The organism is Paracoccus subflavus (assembly GCF_004310345.1).
GTDB lineage: Bacteria > Pseudomonadota > Alphaproteobacteria > Rhodobacterales > Rhodobacteraceae > Paracoccus > Paracoccus subflavus.
Map to the genome: position 1 here is coordinate 36,217 of NZ_SISK01000012.1, position 16,411 is coordinate 52,627.

The following is a 16,411-nucleotide window of genomic DNA, read 5'->3' on the forward strand; positions in this document are numbered from 1 at the left end:
GCCTACATAGCCGCAAAGCTTTGGCAGGAGAATCCGATGGCGTCCTATCAGTTCGTGTATCACATGGACGGCGTGTCCAAGACCTATCCCGGCGGCAAGAAGGTCTTCGAGAACATCCGCCTGAACTTCCTGCCGGGCGTCAAGATCGGCGTGGTGGGCGTCAACGGCTCGGGGAAATCCAGCCTGCTGCGCGTGATGGCGGGCTGGGACAAGGATTTCTCGGGCGAGGCCTGGGCCGCCAAGGGCGCGACGGTCGGCTATCTGCCCCAGGAGCCGGAACTGGATCCGGCGCTGAACGTACGCGGCAACGTGATGGAAGGCGTCAAGGCCAAGCAGGCCAAGCTGGACCGCTATAACGAACTGGCGATGAACTATTCCGACGAAACGGCCGAGGAGATGGCGCAGCTTCAGGACGAGATCGACGCCGAGAACCTGTGGGACCTGGACAGCCAGGTGGATGTCGCGATGGAGGCGCTGCGCTGTCCGCCCGACGACGCCGACGTGACCAGCCTGTCGGGGGGCGAACGCCGCCGCGTCGCGCTGTGCAAGCTGCTGCTCGAGGCGCCGGACATGCTGCTTCTGGACGAACCGACCAACCACCTGGACGCGGAAACCATCGCCTGGCTGCAAAAGCACCTGATCGAATACAAGGGCACGATCCTGATCGTCACCCACGACCGCTATTTCCTGGACGACATCACCAGTTGGATCCTGGAACTGGATCGCGGCCGCGGCATCCCCTACGAAGGCAACTATTCCGCCTGGCTGGAACAGAAGGCCAAGCGGCTGGAACAGGAATCGCGCGAGGACAAGTCCAAGCAAAAGACGCTGGAACGCGAACTGGAATGGATTCGCGCCGGCGCCAAGGCACGACAGGCCAAGCAAAAGGCCCGGATCAATGCCTATAACGAGCTGGCCGGCCAGTCCGAGCGCGAAAAGCTGGCGCGCGCCCAGATCATCATTCCGAACGGCGAACGCCTGGGCAACCGCGTGATCGAGGTCGCGGGCCTGAAAAAGGCCATGGGCGACAAGCTGCTGATCGAGGATCTGGATTTCGCCCTGCCGCCCGGCGGCATCGTCGGCGTGATCGGCCCGAACGGGGCGGGCAAATCGACCCTGTTCCGGATGCTGACCGGCCAGGAACAGCCCGACGCCGGCGAAATCGCCTATGGCGACACCGTGCATCTGTCCTATGTGGACCAGTCGCGCGACGCGCTGGATGCCCAGAAAACCGTGTGGGAGGAGATCAGCGGCGGTGCCGAGCAGATCGTGCTGGGCGATGCGTCCATGAACAGCCGCGCCTATTGTTCGGCCTTCAACTTCAAGGGCGGCGACCAGCAAAAGAAAGTGGGCCAGTTGTCGGGCGGCGAACGCAACCGCGTGCACATGGCCAAGCTGCTGAAATCAGGCGGCAACGTGCTGCTGCTGGACGAACCGACCAACGACCTGGACGTGGAAACCCTGCAGGCGCTGGAAGCCGCGCTGGAGGATTTCGCGGGCTGCGCGGTCATCATCAGCCACGACCGCTTTTTCCTGGACCGCCTCTGCACGCATATCCTGGCCTTCGAGGGCGATGCGCATGTGGAATGGTTCGAAGGCAACTTCGAGGCCTATGAGCAGGACAAGATGCGCCGGCTGGGGCCGGACAGCATCGAGCCGAAGCGGGTGAAGTATAAGAAGTTTGCGCGGTGAGAGGATGAATAGTGTCGATGAATCGCCTTCTGTAGATGCCGAAGCTCGCCAGCCTAAAGATGCAGGATATTTGAAATATTATGGTCTATATTGGGATCGTAAATATTGGGATAGGCATGAAAACGCATGGGTCTTTGATCGAAAGCGGGAGTATAGGCATAGGGAGATACTTCCTGGGCTTCCGTCTGGTTGGGTCGGGCGTGGGACAAAATCCCTTGATACAAATGACCTCTGGGTAAATTTCTGGCGTCAGAAAGGGGTCTATGTTCTATACGATGAACAGCTTATTCCAGTATACTCTGGACAGGCAGGGCTGCAAAACTCAAATTCTTCAGAGGCCGGCGGAAGATTTTTAGGGAATAGACTGGCAGAGCATGCCAAGGGTAAATACAGAAATGCTTGGCGCTACTTTTCTTGGTTTGGCTTTATGGAGCTGAGTGATAATTCAGAAAAACTGAGAAGAAATCTGCGAAATTGCAGCTTTGATGATAAAACAAATGCCGAATACAAATTCAGCTATCCCGCAGATTCATTAAATGAAAGCGAAAAGAGACTAAATCAATTACTTAATTCTTTTGAAGCCATCTTAATCGAGGCATTTGTTCCGAGATTTAACTCGAGAGGCGGAAACCTGAAGGGCGCAGTATATGTAGATCAATTCGAGGGAGATTTATTCCTCAGTAAGATTTGAACGCAAAGCAAGATGTTGAGGAAAGGTTTAAGCTGAAGCACGCAACGCCCTAGTTTTATTGGGCGTTGCGTTTTTTTCTCAGGCATTCACCGGCGGCTTACCAGAGCATTGGGCCATGATCGTCGTGCCGGTCGCGGCCTCGGGGGCCGTGGCGGGCGCGGCGAGGGCCGGGGCTGCCAGCAGGCAGGCGGTCAGGGTCGTCAGGGCAAGCTTTTTCATGGACGTTCCTTTCCTGTTTCGGATGACGCAGCCTGACCCGAATCGGCAAATCCCCCAAGACACAGCCGCGTTACCGGACCTTGCCCGTCCAGCCCGGCGGGCGCTTGCCCACCCAGTCAAAAAAGCGCCGCAAGGCCGGATGGGCGCGCAGCGCCTCGATTGTGGCATATTGCCGCGCCAGTTCGGTTTCGCTCAGCGTCTTGTGGATAGTGCGGTGGCAGACGTGGTGGACCAGCACGGTTTCGCCGCCTTTGCCGCCGCGCAGTTTCGGCACCAGATGGTGCCGGCTTTGCGGCACGCCCGGCGGGATCGGGCGCAGGCACAGCGGGCAGACCGGATCGGAGCCATCCCCCAGGACCGGCCCCGGCGGCGTCAGGCCCATTCCCAGGGCCGGGTGAATTCGCCCAGGCGCCTTTTCACCTCGGCCTCGTCCACCTTGCCGTCGCGGCCGAGGCGCGCGACCAGGCCGCGCTTCTTGTCCTCGACCACCTCGGCCACATGGGCGCCGGTACCCTCCAGCGCGGCGTCATAGACGCGGCGGATCGCCATGCGGCGCAGGTCGGGCTTGAAGATCTTGCCCACGGCGGTCTTGGGCAGTTCGGGCAGGATCTCGACATGCTTGGGAATGGCGGCGCGTTCGTGGATATGGTCGCGCGCGTGGTCCAGCAGGTCCGCCTCGGTCGTCTTGGCGCCTGCAACCAGTTCGACATAGACGCAGGGCAGTTCGCCCGCAAAGCTGTCGGGCTGGCCGATGGCGCCGGCGAATGCCACGGCGGGATGGGACAGCATCGCCTCCTCGATCTCGGCGGGGTCGATGTTGTGGCCGCCGCGGATGATCAGATCCTTGGCGCGGCCCGTGATCCACAGATAGCCGTCCGGGTCCAGCCGGCCCAGGTCGCCCGTGCGCAGATAGATGTCCTCGGCGAACAGATGGTGGTTCTTGTCGGCCTCGGTATAGGTCGATCCCGGAAACACGCCGGGGTTGGCCACGCAGATTTCGCCAACCACGTCGGGCGGGCATTCATGGGCCTTGCCCGCATCGTCATGGTTGAGGATGCGGACATGCGTGTAGGGCAGCGGAACGCCCACGGACCCCACCTTCTTCAGCCCGTCCACCGGATTGCAACTGACCAGGCAGGTCGCCTCGGTCAGGCCGTATCCTTCGGCGATCTCGACGCCCGTTGCCGACTTGAAGCGGTTGTAGAGTTCGATCGGCAGGGGGGCCGATCCTGAAATCGCGGTTTTGAGCGACGAGACATCGGCATTCACCGGACGCTGCATCAGCGCGGAGATGGCGGTCGGCACGGTGATCAGGAACGTCGCCTGCCAGCGTTCGATCAGTTTCCAGAAGTTGTCGAACACGCCCTCGCCCCGATATCCGGCGGGGGTCGGCATGACCACATGGGCGCCCGACGCGACGCAGGACATCAGCACCGGATAGGCCGCAAAGACGTGGAACATCGGCAGCGGGCACATCAGCACGTCGGTTTCGTCGAACAGCAGCGTGCCCCCCAGCCAGCCGTTGTAGATCATGCCCGAATACTTGTGCTGGGCAACCTTGGGCATCCCGGTGGTGCCCCCGGTATGGAAATAGGCGGCGATCCGGTCCTGCTGCGGATCGTCGAAATCCAGGCGGGTGTGCTTTTCGGCGCTTGTCGCGGCCTCGAAGTTCAGCACCTTGGCCTTGTGGCGCACCTTCATGCGGGGACGGATCAGCGGCACGATGAACCGCTTGAGACCGCGCAGGTGGCGGTTCAGGTCGATCTCGACCACATGGGTTACGCCGGGGGCGTTGGCCACGGCCTCGGCCGCTTTCTGGGCGACATCGGTCTTGGGGAATGCACGCAGCGTCACCAGAACCTTGGCACGGGTTTCGCGCAGGATGGCGGCGATCTGTTCGGAATCCAGCAGGGGGTTGATCGGATTGACGATCCCGGCCGTGGCGCCCGCCAGCAGGACCACCGGCGTTTCGATGCTGTTGGGCAGCAGATAGGCAACGGTGTCGGTCGGACCCACGCCCAGCTTGCGCAACATGTTCGCGGTTTCGGTCACCCGCTCGCGCAGGTCTGCCCAGGTCAGCGTCGTCGCATGATCCTTGGGACCGGACAGCAGTTGAAAGCTGATCGCAGGCCGGTCGGGAAACCGATCGGCCGTTTGCGACAGGAATTCATAGATCGTTTTCGGCAGACCGCGCGCTTCGTAGGGCATTTCCCGTTCGAGCGTGTCGCGATCCTCATGGCTGCTGAACCGTGCCATCATCCCCTCCGCCAAAGGGACCACCCTCCTGATCCCGTTGCGCAAGAATGGTCCGACTTTGCCAGCCGGAACAAGGGTCTTGCGTAGCGGCGGGACAAGGACGCGGCGTCAGGTGGCCGGCGACGCCGCGTCGAATCGGTCATTCCTGCGGGATACGCAGGGTCTGGCCCGGATAGATGCTGTCCGGGTCCGACAGCATCGGCCGGTTCGCCTCGAAGATGCGGTTATATTTGTTGGCATCACCCAGATAGGCCTTGGCGATGGCCGACAAAGTCTCTCCCTTTTTCACGGTATGAAAGACCGGGGCCTTGTCCGGTTCGGGCAAGTCGGCCTCGACCTTGGCGACGCCTTCGATGTTGCCCACGGCCAGCACCAGCTTTTCCAGCGTCTCGCGGTCGGCGCCCTTGCTGTCGATCCTGACGGTATCGCCGCGCAGGGTCAGGTGGACATCGTCCTTGTCCAGATTAAGCGCCCGCAATTCGGCCTTGATCGCCGCGACCTTGCGCGCGGTGTCGGGGTCTTGGGCGGGCTTGGCGGGGGCTGCCGATGCCTGAGGCGCGGGCGCTGCCTTCGGCTCGGCGGCCTCGGCCTTTCCGAAGACCGATTTTCCCGCATCCTTCACGAAATCCCAGATGGCCATGTGACATTCCTTTTTTGGGTATTGTTCGGAAGGAAACGCAGCCGGAGCACAAGGGTTCTGCGCAGCCGTCAACAAGAGCAAGAAATTCCAGCAATCCAAAAGTGTGGATAGTTCATTCTTTCATCCATAGGATGCATGGTGATCAAGGATATGGGGACAGGATGACATTTTCGACGCATCTGGCCGCAATGGCCTTGGGATCGGTGCTGCTTGCGGGTTGCGCGCAGGCACCGGACAGCGCCGCAGGCAAAGGCGGTTCAGACGACGTGCAGGTGACGGACGCGGGCAGGGCCACATGCCTGGCCACGACACCGGACCAGAACCGTCAGGGCGTTGCGGCAACAAACCTTGTGCGCCGCGGCGCGGGGCTGGCGCCGATGCGGGCCGATCCGTTGCTGGCGCGGGTGGCCGCCGATCATGCCTGCGACATGGCCGGGCGCGGGCGCATGACCCACAGGGGCAGTTTGACCGACGGTCCCGGCCCGCGCGTCAAGGCGGCGGGCTATGCGCCCTCGGTCACGGCCGAAAACATCGCCGCCGGGCCTTTCTCATTGAACCGGGTGCTGGCGGAATGGAACGGATCGGCCAGCCACCGGGCGAACATGGTGATTCCGAGACTGCGCGATTACGGCATTGGCCAGGCGATCGGTCCGGACGGGCGGACACGGTTCTGGGCGGCGATCTATGCCGTTCCGCGCTGAGATCAGGCAAGCTCGGTCAAGACCGGCATGTCGGTGAACTGCATTCGCGCCAGCCGGGCGTAAAGCCCCCCCTGCGCAACCAGATCGTCATGGCTTCCCTGCGCCACGACGCGGCCGCCGTCAAAGACCACGATCCTGTCGGCCTTCTTCACGGTCGCCAGGCGATGGGCCACGACCACGGTGGTCCGGCCTTCGGACAGGCGGCTGACGGCGGCCTGCACCAGGGATTCGGATTCGGCGTCCAGCGCGCTTGTCGCCTCGTCCAGCAGCAGGACGGGGGCGTCGCGCAGGATGGCGCGGGCCAGGGCGATGCGCTGGCGCTGTCCGCCAGACAGCATGACGCCGCGTTCGCCCAGGGGGGTGTCATAGCCCTGTGGCAGCGCCTCGATGAAGTCATGGGCATGGGCGGCCCTTGCAGCCTCGCGGACCTGCTCGGGCGGGGCATCGGGGCGGCCCAACCGGATGTTTTCCATCGCGCTGGCGGCAAAGATGACCGGGTCTTGCGGCACAAGGGCGATGGCCTGCCGGAAATCCGCACGCGCCATGTCCCGCAGGTCGATGCCGTCCAGCGTCACCTGCCCGGAACGCGGGTCCCAGAACCGCTGGATCAACTGGATCACCGTGGTCTTGCCCGCCCCCGACGGGCCGACAAGGGCCACCGTTTCGCCCGGCCGGATGGTCAGGCTGACATTCTCCAGTGCCGAGACGTCGGGCCGGGTGGGATAGCGAAAGCCGACATCCCGCAGCTCGATCCGGCCGCGCACCGGGCGGGGCAGGGGAACGGGCCGGGGCGGGTCGCGCAGCGCGTCCTCGGCCGCCAGCAATTCACCCAGCCGTTCAGAGGCGCCTGCGGCGCGCTGCAATTCGCCCCAGATCTCGGACAGGGCGCCCGTCGATCCCGCCACAAGGATCGCGTAGATGACGAATTGCACCAGTTCCCCCGCCGTCATCGCGCCGGCCTGCACGTCGCGTGCGCCGATCCACAAGACGCCGATCACGCCCGCGAAGATCAGGAAGATCACGATGGCCGTCATCAGCGCGCGGGTGCGGATGCGCGTCAGGGCCACGGCAAAGGACCGTTCGGTCACATCGTCGAAGCGCGCGATGCTGCGGGCCTCGTGGGTATAGGCCTGCACGGTCTGCACGGCCAGCAGCGTTTCGGACGCCGCGCCCGATGACGCGGCGATCCAGTCCTGGTTCGCCCGCGACAGCCCGCGCAGCCGGCGGCCGAGCACGATGATGGGGATCAGGATCGCCGGCACGATCAGCAGCACCAGCCCCATCAGCTTGACCGAGGTGATGGCCAGCATCGCCATCCCACCCGCCAGGATCAGCGTGTTGCGCAGCGCGATGGACAGCGACGACCCGATCACCGACTGGATCAGGGTGGTGTCGGTCGTGATGCGCGACAGGATCTCGCCCGTCATCACGCGTTCGAAAAAGGCGGGGGACAGGGTGATCACGCGGGCATAGACGGCCTTGCGGATGTCGGCCACGACCCGTTCGCCCAGCCGGGTGACGAAATAATATCGTGCCGCCGTCCCCAGGGCCAACAGGGCGACGACCATCAGGGCGGCGCCGAAATAATCGTCCAGCAGCCCCGCGCCGTCGTCGAAATTGTCCACGACCCGACGGACGGCCAGCGGCAGGATCAGGCTGATCGCCGATGTCGCCACCAGCGCGACCAGTGCCAGCGCCATCTGCCCGCGATAGCGGCGCACGAACGGCCACAGGGCGCCAAGCGCGCCCATGCGCCGGCTGGTGGGTCGGTCCGGTATCGTGGTGCCGCGTGCCATGTCTGCCTTTCGGATGGATATGCCCAGCCGGTTTAGGCGTTGGCAGCCGTCAGGACAAGCGCGGGGGCGCCAGGGTCAGCCCTCCGTCGGCAAGCTGATCGGCCAGGCGATCAACCGCAGCGGCCAGCTTTTCGTCGATGATATGGAGGTATTGCGTCCAGTCCGACAGGTGCTGCAATTCGGCTGTGCCATCCGAAATGCCCCGCAGCCCGATCAACGGAACCCCGAAATGCTGGGCGGCGCGCAGATGGGCGAAGGTCTCCATGTCCACCATGTCCTCGGCAATGGCATCATAGGCCGGACCGCTGACGATATTGGCGCCGGTGGACAGCGTGGCGGCGGGCAGTCCTTCGATCCGCAGCGGCAGATCGACCCGCACGGGCAAATCCAGAAGCGGCGTTCGGCCCCTTTCGAACCCGAGCGCCGAGGCATCCATATCGCGATAGGCGACGGCCGCGACCTGATAGACCTCGGCCTGTTGCAGCCGCGCCGATCCCGCCGATCCCAGAGACACGACCAGCCGCGGCAGCGCCCGCATCCCTGCCAGCGCGGCCGCCAGTTGCACCGCCCCCTCGATCGGGCCGATGCCGGTGATCAGGGGGGTGATGCGCGCGCGCAGGGCCGGGCCGTATTCGGCCTCGGCCGCCATCACGAACAGGACGGGGATGTCCGCGATCATGTCCGGGGACGTGGGGGGCACGGTGTTTCCTTTCGGCTGCTGGGGGCAGGCGTGGCACGGGTGGGGGCAAGGGGTCAAGCGCAAGGTCAGGCGCCAGGCGCGCCCGGGCTTGACCCTTGCGGGGCCGGCATCATCCGTGGCAACTGCCCCCATGGGCAAGGTCAGCGATCTATACGAACAGGGCGTGGCAGAGGGACGTATCCGGGCCGATCAGGCGCAGCGGGACGTGCTGCCCCATCTGGACCGGGTTCTGGACGACATGGCCGCCGCCCCGGCGCCGGAACGACGATCGGCCTGGCGGGCCTTTCTGGGGGTGGGCAACCCCGCGCCCGCCGGTCCGGAGGTCAGGGGCCTTTACCTGTGGGGCGGGGTCGGGCGCGGCAAGTCGATGCTGATGGATCTGATGGCCGAGGCCGCCACCGTGCCCGTGCGCCGCGTGCATTTCCACGAATTCATGCAAGAGATCCAGGCCGGGCTGAATCGCGCCCGGCAGCGGGGCGACCAGGACACCGTGCGTCCCGTGGCCCTGGAGGTCGCGGCGCAGGTCCGGCTGCTGTGCTTCGATGAAATGCAGATCACCGACATCGCCGATGCGATGATCGTGGGGCGGCTGTTCCAGGTGCTTCTGGAACAAGGGGTGGTGATCGTCACCACCTCGAACCGGGTGCCCGAGGATCTGTACAAGCACGGACTGAACCGGGCGCTGTTCCTGCCCTTCATCGACTTGATCCGGCAGCGGCTGGAAATCGTCTGCCTGGACAGTCCCGTGGATCACCGGCAGGGGCGCGCCACGGGGGGGCAGGTCTGGTTCTGTCCCGCCGATGCGCAGGCCAGAACGGCGATGGACACGATCTGGGCCGACCTGACGGCCGGGGCGCAGGCCGGGCCGCAGCGGATCGAGGTGGGCGGGCGCAGCTTCGATCTGCCCTTGTTCGCGGATGGCGTGGGCCGGGCGGGGTTCTGGGATCTGTGCGGCAGGCCGCTGGGCCCGGCGGATTATCTGGCCCTGTCGCGGACGGTTCGGGTGCTGATGATCGACGGCGTCCCGCGCCTGTCCGCCTCGAACTACAACGAGGCCAAGCGGTTCGTCACCCTGATCGACGCGCTTTACGAAGCGAAGGTGCGATTGATCGCCAGTGCCGCCGATCAGCCGGAACAACTGTATAACGAGGGCGAGGGCAGCTTCGAATTCGAACGCACGGCCAGCCGGCTGCGGGAAATGCAGCAGGCGGGATGGGGACGCAAGACCTAGCCGTCACCCATTCTCGCGCAGCACCCGTCCCGCCAGATACAGCGATCCGCAGATCAGGATCCGCGCCCTGGGATCGCGGCTGACGATCCCCGCGATGGCCGTCCCCGTATCCGGAGCGGTCGCCGCGACCATGCCGACGCTGCCTGCCACCCCGGCGGTGGTGTCGGCGGGCAGGGTGTTCGGCTCTCCGGGGATGTCGATGGCGGTCAGGGATGCTGCACGGGTGGCCAGCGGACGCAGATAGCCGGCGATGTCCTTGGTGTTCAGCATCCCGCAGACCAGATGCGTTGGACGCTGGGGCAGGGTGTCCAGCGTCGCGGCCAGCGCCTCGCCCCCGGCAGGGTTGTGCCCGCCGTCCAGCCACAGTTCGGCCTGCGGACCTGCCAGTTCCACCAGGGGGCCGCGCTTCAGCCGCTGCATCCGGGCGGGCCATTCGGCCTGCGTCACCGCCGCGCGGGCCTGAAGCTCGGTCGCGCCCAACTGGCGCAGGGCGGCCAGCGCCGTGCCCGCGTTCTGGATCTGGTGCGGGCCGATCAGGTTCGGCCGCGGCAGATCCCACAGCCCATGGTCGTCCTGATAGACCATGCCGCCCCTGTCCGGCGCGATCATCCAGTGCTGGCCGTGCGCAAGGACCGGCGCCGTCAGGCCCGAGGCCCTGGCCTCGATCACGCGCAGGGCATCGTCGTCCTGAGGGCCGACGATCACCGGCACGCCGCGCTTGATGATTCCGGCCTTTTCGCCCGCAATCAAGGGCAGCGTGTCGCCCAGGTATTGCGTATGGTCGATGCTGACCGAGGTGATGACCGTCAGGCGGGGCGCGTCGATCACATTGGTGGCGTCCAGCCTGCCGCCCAGGCCGACCTCAAGCAGCGTGTAATCGGCGGGGGTGCGCGAAAAGGCCAGAAAGGCGGCGGCGGTGGTGATCTCGAAGAAGGTGATGGGCTGCCCGGCATTGGCAACCTCGCATTCCTCCAGCGTCGCGGCAAGGTCGGCTTCCGCGATCAGGTCGCCCGCCACCCGGATGCGTTCGTGAAACCGCGCCAGGTGCGGCGAGGTATAGGCATGGACCCGCGCGCCTCCGGCCTGCAACCCTGCGCGGATCATCGCCTGCGTGCTGCCCTTGCCGTTGGTGCCCGCAAGATGAATTACCGAAGGAATTCTGCGTTCGGGGTTGCCCAGCGCGGCCAGCAGGCGATGCATCCGGTCCAGCGACAGGTCGATGACCTTGGGATGGAGGGACATCAGGCGGTCGAGAATGGCGTCGGAGTGGGTCATGCGGCACAAGCCGGGGGTCTCTGACCCCCGGACCCCCAAGGATGTTTGGATGAAGAAGAAGCCTAGACGGCCTTTTCGGGTTCGGGCTTGACAGGATCGGCAACAGGAGCCGGCAGGTCGGCGCGGGTGGGGGCGGGCAGGCCCCCCAGCAGCCGAAGGATCGAGATCAGTTCGTCGCGCAACTGCCTGCGGTGCGTGACCCTGTCCAGCATTCCGTGTTCCAGCAGGTATTCGGCGCGCTGGAATCCTTCTGGCAGCTTTTCGCGGATCGTCTGTTCGATGACGCGGGGGCCGGCAAAGCAGATCAGCGCATTGGGCTCGGCGATCTGGATGTCGCCCAGCATCGCATAGCTGGCGGTGACGCCGCCGGTGGTCGGGTGGGTCAGCACCACGACATAGGGCAGTCCCGCCTCGCGCAGCATTTCCACGGCGACGGTGGTGCGGGGCATCTGCATCAGCGACAGGATGCCCTCTTGCATCCGGGCGCCGCCGGCGGCGGAAAACAGCACCAGCGGACGCTTCGTCTTTACCGCGCGTTCGGCGGCGGCGATGATCGCGTTGCCGACATACATGCCCATCGAGCCGCCCATGAAGCTGAAATCCTGGGCGGCCGCAACGATCGGGGTGCGGCCGATCTCGCCCTCGGCCACCAGCATCGCCTCTTTCTCGCCGGTGGCCTTTTGCGCGGACTTCATCCGCTCGGGGTATTTCTTCTGGTCGCGGAATTGCAGCGGGTCGGCGACGGGCTCGGGCACCCTGACCTCGACAAAGGCGCCGCCGTCGAACAGCGACCGGAACCGTTCGCGGGGGGCGATGGCCATGTGATGATCGCAGTTCGTGCAGACGTTCAGGTTGTCGGACAGTTCGCGGTGAAACAGCATCGTTCCGCATTCGGGGCATTTGGTCCACAGGTTCTCGGGCACCTCGCGGCGCGAGAACAGCGAATTGATGCGCGGGCGGACATAGTTGGTGATCCAGTTCATTCGCGGGCCATCCCTGCTGTTTCGGCCCCGAGATAGGCCGCGACGGCGCCGATTGCAATTGCCGTGACGGACGGGAATGATGCGCGACATGTGGGGATCGCTTCTTGTCATGCTGCACACGACGGTCGTTCTGGCCGTCACCGCGCGGGTGCTGATCCGCCCGCGGCTGGACCCCTCGGTCCGGCTGGCCTGGATCATGGTGGTCGAGGCGCTGCCCGTTGTCGGCATCCTGGCCTATCTGCTGTTCGGCGAGGTGCGGCTGAACCAGGCCGAGGTGCAGCGCATGGCCGACGTGCGCGACCGCCTGACCAACCTGCGCGAACCCGACCACCACGTGACCGCAGAGCCGCCCCATTACGCGCTGCCCGTGGTGGCCGCCAATGCGGCCGTCGGCGGCATGCCGGCGCTGACCGGAAACCGCATCCGCCTGCTGGAGGAAGGCGACGGGGCCATCGACCGCATGATCGACGCCATCGACCGGGCGGTCGATCACGTCCATATCCTGTTCTACATCTGGCTGCCCGATCATTCCGGCCAGAAGGTCGCCGAGGCGGTGGCCCGGGCCGCGGGCCGGGGGGTCGAATGCCGGGTCATCGTCGATGCCCTGGGGTCGCGCAGCCTGGTGCGGTCACCCCTGTGGACGCAGATGCAACAGGCGGGGGCCGAATGCGTGACCGCCTTTCCCTGGGGGCTGCCCTTCATCAGCGTGCTGTTCCGGCGGCTGGACCTGCGCAACCACCGCAAGATCCTGGTGGTGGACAACCACGTTGCCTTTTCGGGCAGTCGCAACTGCGCCGACATGGCATTTGCCATCAAGCCGCGCTTCGCGCCCTGGATCGACATCCTGATGACGATCGAGGGCCCGGTGGTCCGGCAGTTCCAGGCGGTCTTTCTGGCCGACTGGATGAGCTATACCGGCAAGGATCTGGGCGACATGCTGCAACCCGTCATGCCGGTCCCGCAGGGGACCGATGGTGGAGAGATCGCGCAGGTCATTCCGACGGGCCCCGACCGCAGGCAGGGGTCCATCTCGGACTGTCTGGCCGGGATGCTGCACACGGCCCGCGACCAGGTGGTCATCACCACCCCCTATTATGTGCCCGACGCGGCCCTGGACGCCGCGATCCGGTCGGCCGCCCGGCGCGGGGTCGAGGTGACGATGATCCTGCCCGAACGCAACGACTCCATCGTCGTGGGGGCCACCAGCGAGGGATTCTATTATGGCCTTCTGTCCGCGGGCGCGCGGATCATGCTGTTCCGGGACGGGCTCTTGCATTCCAAGATCATGACCGTGGACGGCCGCATGGGCATGGTTGGCAGCGCCAACCTGGACCGGCGCAGCTTCGAGTTGAACTACGAGGTCAACATGGCGGTGTTCGATCATGAATTCGTGGCCGAACTGAACCAGCGCCAGGACAGCTATATGGCCCGCGCGCGGGAGATCACCCTGGACGAGGTCCGCGACTGGAGCGTGTTCCGCCGTTTGCGGAACAACCTTCTGGCTTTGGCCTCGCCGCTGTTGTGAGGAAGGATCATGGATCGCAACGATATCGCGGCGCGTCTGTCCCGCCTGAAGGGCTGGGGCCTGTCGTCCGATGGCCGGGCCATCGTGCGCCGGTTTGAGGTCAAGGGATTTGCCAAGGCGGTCGAGATGGCCAATCTTGCCGCCTGGCTGGGCAACAGGATGAACCACCACCCCGACGTGACCTTTGGCTGGGGTTATTGCGAGGTTCGCTTTTCCACGCATGCGGCAGGCGGGCTGACCGAAGCCGATTTCGCCTGTGCGGCACGGTTGAACGATCTGGTTGCATGACGCTTGTTCGCGCGGTGGTTGCAGGCTATCCCCTGAAGGACAAGCTTGGACGGGATTGGGATGGTCAGGCGTCTTCTGGAACTCGTGGGACTGGCGCAGGCGCCTGACGACTGGTCCCGGCTGGCCGACCGGCAGGATCGCAGGCCGCGACCGGTGGATCCGGCCCTGCGGGATCGCGCCCGCGCCCTGCATCAGCACCTGTCGCGGTTTCTCCATGCCTCGGACCCCTGGATGCTGCGCCATGGAGGGGTGGCCGATACCGATCTGCCGCCGGGCACCGAATGGCATTGGCGTCCCGGTCTGCTGCGCGGCCGGATCAGCCCCGCCGCCGTGGTCGAACCCCCAAGCGGGCACCGCCTGGGCCAGGACGCGGCCGTGTGGCACGACTGTCCCCACCGTGCGCTGATCCTGCAGCAGTCCGCCCGTCTGCAACCCGAAGGCCGCCATGCCTTGAGACTCGAGGTTCTGGGCTTTGCCGGCAGCTTTCTGTCGCTGACTTTGGACGTGCCCGATGCCCTGCTGGAGGGCGTTGACGCCGAGCGCGTCCTGCAACTGGACATGGTGACCGATGCCGAACGCCCGATCCGGCTTTATGCCCGCATCAATCTGGTCCAGGGCCCCAATACCGAGGCAATGCTGCGCGAACTTGGCCATCCGGTCGACGGACAGGACAACCTGCGCCGGGTGGAATTCGACCTCGCCTATGCCAATCTGGCCAACCGGCCGGTCGAACGGGCCTGGCTGGACCTGATCCTTGAATCGCCGCGCATGAACGCCCTTGTCATTCGCGACATCCGGCTGTCGTGCCGTCCCCGCGCGCGCATCTAGGGACATGCCCATGCAGTTCACCAGTCATGGCGTTGCAGGGGGCTGCTGGATGGGCCTTCTTCGGACCGTCATGCCCCCTGTGCCCCCGCAGGTGATCCATCGCGGGCAGGTCGTGGCCGAAACGGTGATGCGGCAGGCCGGGCCGGACCAGTGGGCCATAAGCGCCGATCTGCCGCCTGCGGTGATCGACGACGGCGTTCACACCCTGCTGCTGGTCGGAAAGGCAGAGGGTGCCGAAATGCAGGTTCTGGCCAGCCTGACGCTGATCGCAGGCAAGGTCGCCGAGGACGACCTTTTGGCGGAGGTCGCGCAGCTTCGCGCCGAACTGGACCTGCTGAAACGCGAATTCCGCCGCTTTGCGGCTGGCGGCGGCTAGGCTGTCATCAGCCCGTCACGCTTCCTTGCGAAAAGCCCGACCCATGGCTATATCGGCCCTTTCGCTTTGACCTCAAAGGTTTCGCATGGCCGGGATGCAGACGCCCTTTTACCTGATCGACAAGCCGGCCCTGCGCCGCAACATGGAAAAGGTCGCGCATCTGCGGCAGGCGTCGGGGGCCAAGGCGCTGCTGGCGCTGAAGTGCTTTGCCACCTGGTCGGTGTTCGACCTGATGCGCGACTGCATGGACGGCACCACCTCGTCCTCGCTTTATGAGCTGCGCCTGGGGCATGACACCTTTGGCAAGGAAACCCACGCCTATTCCGTCGCCTGGGCCGATCACGAGATCGACGAGGCGGTGGGTTATGCCGACAAGATCATCTTCAACAGTCTGTCCCAGCTTGACCGGTTCGGCGACAAGGCCCGTCACATCACCACCGGTCTGCGCCTGAACCCGCGCTTTTCCACCAGCGGCTTCGACCTGGCCGACCCCGCCCGCCCCTTCAGCCGCCTGGGCGAATGGGACCGCGAGCGTCTGGAATCGGCGATGGACCGGATCAGCGGGGTGATGATCCATTACAACTGTGAAAACCGCGACTTCGACCTGTTCGACAGCCAACTGACCCGGATCGAGGCCGAGTTCGGCGACATCCTGAAACGACTGGACTGGGTGAGCCTGGGTGGCGGCATCCACTTCACCGGCGAAGGCTATCCGCTGGACCGCCTGGCCGACCGGCTCAGGGCGTTCCAGGACCGCTTCGGCGTGCAGGCCTATCTGGAGCCGGGCGAGGCCAGCATCACCGGCACCACCACGCTGGAGGTCAGCGTGCTGGACATCATCGACAACGGCAAAAAGGTCGCCATCGTGGACAGCAGCATCGAGGCGCATATGCTGGATCTGCTGATCTATCGCGAAACCGCCAAGCTGCCGCAGTCTGGCGCCCACGAATACCAGATCGCGGGCAAGACCTGCCTTGCGGGCGACATCTTCGGGGATGCGCGTTTTGAAAAGCCCCTGTCCGTGGGCGATCGCATCAGCATCGCCGACGCGGCTGGCTATACCATGGTCAAGAAGAACTGGTTCAACGGGGTCGCCATGCCCGCCATCGCCATCCGGGAAGACGACGGAACAATCCGCATCGTCCGCAGCTTTTCTTATCAAGACTACAAGTCCAGCCTGTCGTAAGGCGCCCTCTCGGCAACCCGGAAA

The 16,411-nt window shown here is 65.0% G+C and carries 17 protein-coding genes; 9 read left to right on the forward strand and 8 right to left on the reverse strand.

The features are described from left to right. Nucleotides 1-36: 36 nt before the first annotated feature. Nucleotides 37-1,692, forward strand: coding sequence for an energy-dependent translational throttle protein EttA (ettA, locus tag EYE42_RS13895; protein WP_130991920.1), 1,656 nt, complete (start codon nucleotides 37-39; stop codon nucleotides 1,690-1,692). Nucleotides 1,693-1,696: 4 nt separating this feature from the next. After that, the gene (locus tag EYE42_RS13900; protein WP_130991921.1) at nucleotides 1,697-2,383 is read left to right on the forward strand and encodes a hypothetical protein; all 687 of its coding nucleotides are present in this window, start codon (nucleotides 1,697-1,699) and stop codon (nucleotides 2,381-2,383) included. Nucleotides 2,384-2,461: 78 nt separating this feature from the next. Here the strand turns inward: EYE42_RS13900 and EYE42_RS16040 are convergent, their stop codons facing one another. The 4 genes from EYE42_RS16040 to lysM all read right to left on the reverse strand — a co-directional run bounded on the left by EYE42_RS16040 (nucleotide 2,462) and on the right by lysM (nucleotide 5,498). Then, nucleotides 2,462-2,602, reverse strand: coding sequence for a hypothetical protein (locus tag EYE42_RS16040; protein ID WP_165455800.1), 141 nt, complete (start codon nucleotides 2,600-2,602; stop codon nucleotides 2,462-2,464). Nucleotides 2,603-2,672: 70 nt separating this feature from the next. Next, nucleotides 2,673-2,984 carry an HNH endonuclease family protein gene (locus tag EYE42_RS13905; RefSeq protein WP_130991922.1) on the reverse strand — a complete coding sequence of 104 codons (312 nt, stop codon included), beginning with the start codon at nucleotides 2,982-2,984 and terminating at the stop codon, nucleotides 2,673-2,675. Continuing rightward, nucleotides 2,975-4,858, reverse strand: a complete 1,884-nt coding sequence (locus EYE42_RS13910) for an acyl-CoA synthetase (RefSeq protein ID WP_130991923.1) — start codon at nucleotides 4,856-4,858, stop codon at nucleotides 2,975-2,977. The genes EYE42_RS13905 and EYE42_RS13910 overlap by 10 nt, the downstream gene beginning before the upstream one ends. A gap of 139 nt (nucleotides 4,859-4,997) precedes the next feature. Further along, nucleotides 4,998-5,498: a peptidoglycan-binding protein LysM gene (gene lysM / locus EYE42_RS13915; protein ID WP_130991924.1), complete on the reverse strand. Its 501-nt coding sequence runs from the start codon at nucleotides 5,496-5,498 to the stop codon at nucleotides 4,998-5,000. Nucleotides 5,499-5,659: 161 nt separating this feature from the next. On the opposite strand from lysM, the gene EYE42_RS13920 reads away from it, so the two are divergent. Next, a complete protein-coding gene (locus EYE42_RS13920) occupies nucleotides 5,660-6,199 on the forward strand; it encodes a CAP domain-containing protein (RefSeq protein WP_246020811.1) in 540 nt (179 codons plus the stop codon). A 2-nt stretch (nucleotides 6,200-6,201) separates the two neighbouring features. Here EYE42_RS13920 and EYE42_RS13925 read toward each other — a convergent pair whose 3' ends face one another. After that, nucleotides 6,202-7,995, reverse strand: coding sequence for an ABC transporter transmembrane domain-containing protein (locus tag EYE42_RS13925; protein WP_130991925.1), 1,794 nt, complete (start codon nucleotides 7,993-7,995; stop codon nucleotides 6,202-6,204). Nucleotides 7,996-8,044: 49 nt separating this feature from the next. Continuing rightward, nucleotides 8,045-8,695 (reverse strand): 5'-methylthioadenosine/S-adenosylhomocysteine nucleosidase, encoded by a 651-nt coding sequence (locus EYE42_RS13930; RefSeq protein WP_246020813.1) that lies wholly within the window; start codon nucleotides 8,693-8,695, stop codon nucleotides 8,045-8,047. Between the two features lie 130 nt (nucleotides 8,696-8,825). On the opposite strand from EYE42_RS13930, the gene zapE reads away from it, so the two are divergent. Then, complete coding sequence (gene zapE, locus EYE42_RS13935) at nucleotides 8,826-9,926, forward strand: cell division protein ZapE (protein ID WP_130991960.1); 1,101 nt, start codon at nucleotides 8,826-8,828, stop codon at nucleotides 9,924-9,926. 3 nt (nucleotides 9,927-9,929) lie between these two features. Here the strand turns inward: zapE and EYE42_RS13940 are convergent, their stop codons facing one another. Next, nucleotides 9,930-11,201, reverse strand: coding sequence for a bifunctional folylpolyglutamate synthase/dihydrofolate synthase (locus tag EYE42_RS13940; protein WP_130991926.1), 1,272 nt, complete (start codon nucleotides 11,199-11,201; stop codon nucleotides 9,930-9,932). Nucleotides 11,202-11,263: 62 nt separating this feature from the next. Next, nucleotides 11,264-12,184: an acetyl-CoA carboxylase, carboxyltransferase subunit beta gene (gene accD, locus EYE42_RS13945; protein ID WP_130991927.1), complete on the reverse strand. Its 921-nt coding sequence runs from the start codon at nucleotides 12,182-12,184 to the stop codon at nucleotides 11,264-11,266. Nucleotides 12,185-12,260: 76 nt separating this feature from the next. Here accD and cls point away from each other — a divergent pair, with 76 nt between their 5' ends. From cls to nspC, 5 genes are all read left to right on the forward strand, one after another. Continuing rightward, nucleotides 12,261-13,709 (forward strand): cardiolipin synthase, encoded by a 1,449-nt coding sequence (gene cls, locus EYE42_RS13950; protein WP_246020818.1) that lies wholly within the window; start codon nucleotides 12,261-12,263, stop codon nucleotides 13,707-13,709. A gap of 9 nt (nucleotides 13,710-13,718) precedes the next feature. Beyond that, nucleotides 13,719-13,997 carry a 4a-hydroxytetrahydrobiopterin dehydratase gene (locus EYE42_RS13955; protein ID WP_130991928.1) on the forward strand — a complete coding sequence of 93 codons (279 nt, stop codon included), beginning with the start codon at nucleotides 13,719-13,721 and terminating at the stop codon, nucleotides 13,995-13,997. 60 nt (nucleotides 13,998-14,057) lie between these two features. Beyond that, the gene (locus EYE42_RS13960) at nucleotides 14,058-14,825 is read left to right on the forward strand and encodes a DUF6478 family protein (protein WP_130991929.1); all 768 of its coding nucleotides are present in this window, start codon (nucleotides 14,058-14,060) and stop codon (nucleotides 14,823-14,825) included. A 10-nt stretch (nucleotides 14,826-14,835) separates the two neighbouring features. After that, nucleotides 14,836-15,201 (forward strand): hypothetical protein, encoded by a 366-nt coding sequence (locus EYE42_RS13965; protein ID WP_130991930.1) that lies wholly within the window; start codon nucleotides 14,836-14,838, stop codon nucleotides 15,199-15,201. An 85-nt stretch (nucleotides 15,202-15,286) separates the two neighbouring features. Then, on the forward strand, nucleotides 15,287-16,387 hold the full coding sequence (gene nspC, locus EYE42_RS13970; protein WP_130991931.1) for a carboxynorspermidine decarboxylase: 1,101 nt from the start codon (nucleotides 15,287-15,289) through the stop codon (nucleotides 16,385-16,387). Nucleotides 16,388-16,411 lie beyond the last annotated feature (24 nt).

Coding starts and splice junctions, on each gene's coding strand:
- lysM (WP_130991924.1), bottom strand. CDS start 5,498: ATGGCCATCTGGGATTTCGTGAAGGATGCGGGAAAATCGGTCTTCGGA.
- EYE42_RS13925 (WP_130991925.1), bottom strand. CDS start 7,995: ATGGCACGCGGCACCACGATACCGGACCGACCCACCAGCCGGCGCATG.
- EYE42_RS13905 (WP_130991922.1), bottom strand. CDS start 2,984: ATGGGCCTGACGCCGCCGGGGCCGGTCCTGGGGGATGGCTCCGATCCG.
- EYE42_RS13900 (WP_130991921.1), top strand. CDS start 1,697: ATGAATAGTGTCGATGAATCGCCTTCTGTAGATGCCGAAGCTCGCCAG.
- cls (WP_246020818.1), top strand. CDS start 12,261: ATGATGCGCGACATGTGGGGATCGCTTCTTGTCATGCTGCACACGACG.
- EYE42_RS13920 (WP_246020811.1), top strand. CDS start 5,660: ATGACATTTTCGACGCATCTGGCCGCAATGGCCTTGGGATCGGTGCTG.
- EYE42_RS16040 (WP_165455800.1), bottom strand. CDS start 2,602: ATGAAAAAGCTTGCCCTGACGACCCTGACCGCCTGCCTGCTGGCAGCC.
- accD (WP_130991927.1), bottom strand. CDS start 12,184: ATGAACTGGATCACCAACTATGTCCGCCCGCGCATCAATTCGCTGTTC.
- nspC (WP_130991931.1), top strand. CDS start 15,287: ATGGCCGGGATGCAGACGCCCTTTTACCTGATCGACAAGCCGGCCCTG.
- EYE42_RS13955 (WP_130991928.1), top strand. CDS start 13,719: ATGGATCGCAACGATATCGCGGCGCGTCTGTCCCGCCTGAAGGGCTGG.
- EYE42_RS13960 (WP_130991929.1), top strand. CDS start 14,058: ATGGTCAGGCGTCTTCTGGAACTCGTGGGACTGGCGCAGGCGCCTGAC.
- EYE42_RS13965 (WP_130991930.1), top strand. CDS start 14,836: ATGCAGTTCACCAGTCATGGCGTTGCAGGGGGCTGCTGGATGGGCCTT.
- ettA (WP_130991920.1), top strand. CDS start 37: ATGGCGTCCTATCAGTTCGTGTATCACATGGACGGCGTGTCCAAGACC.
- EYE42_RS13940 (WP_130991926.1), bottom strand. CDS start 11,201: ATGACCCACTCCGACGCCATTCTCGACCGCCTGATGTCCCTCCATCCC.
- zapE (WP_130991960.1), top strand. CDS start 8,826: ATGGGCAAGGTCAGCGATCTATACGAACAGGGCGTGGCAGAGGGACGT.
- EYE42_RS13910 (WP_130991923.1), bottom strand. CDS start 4,858: ATGGCACGGTTCAGCAGCCATGAGGATCGCGACACGCTCGAACGGGAA.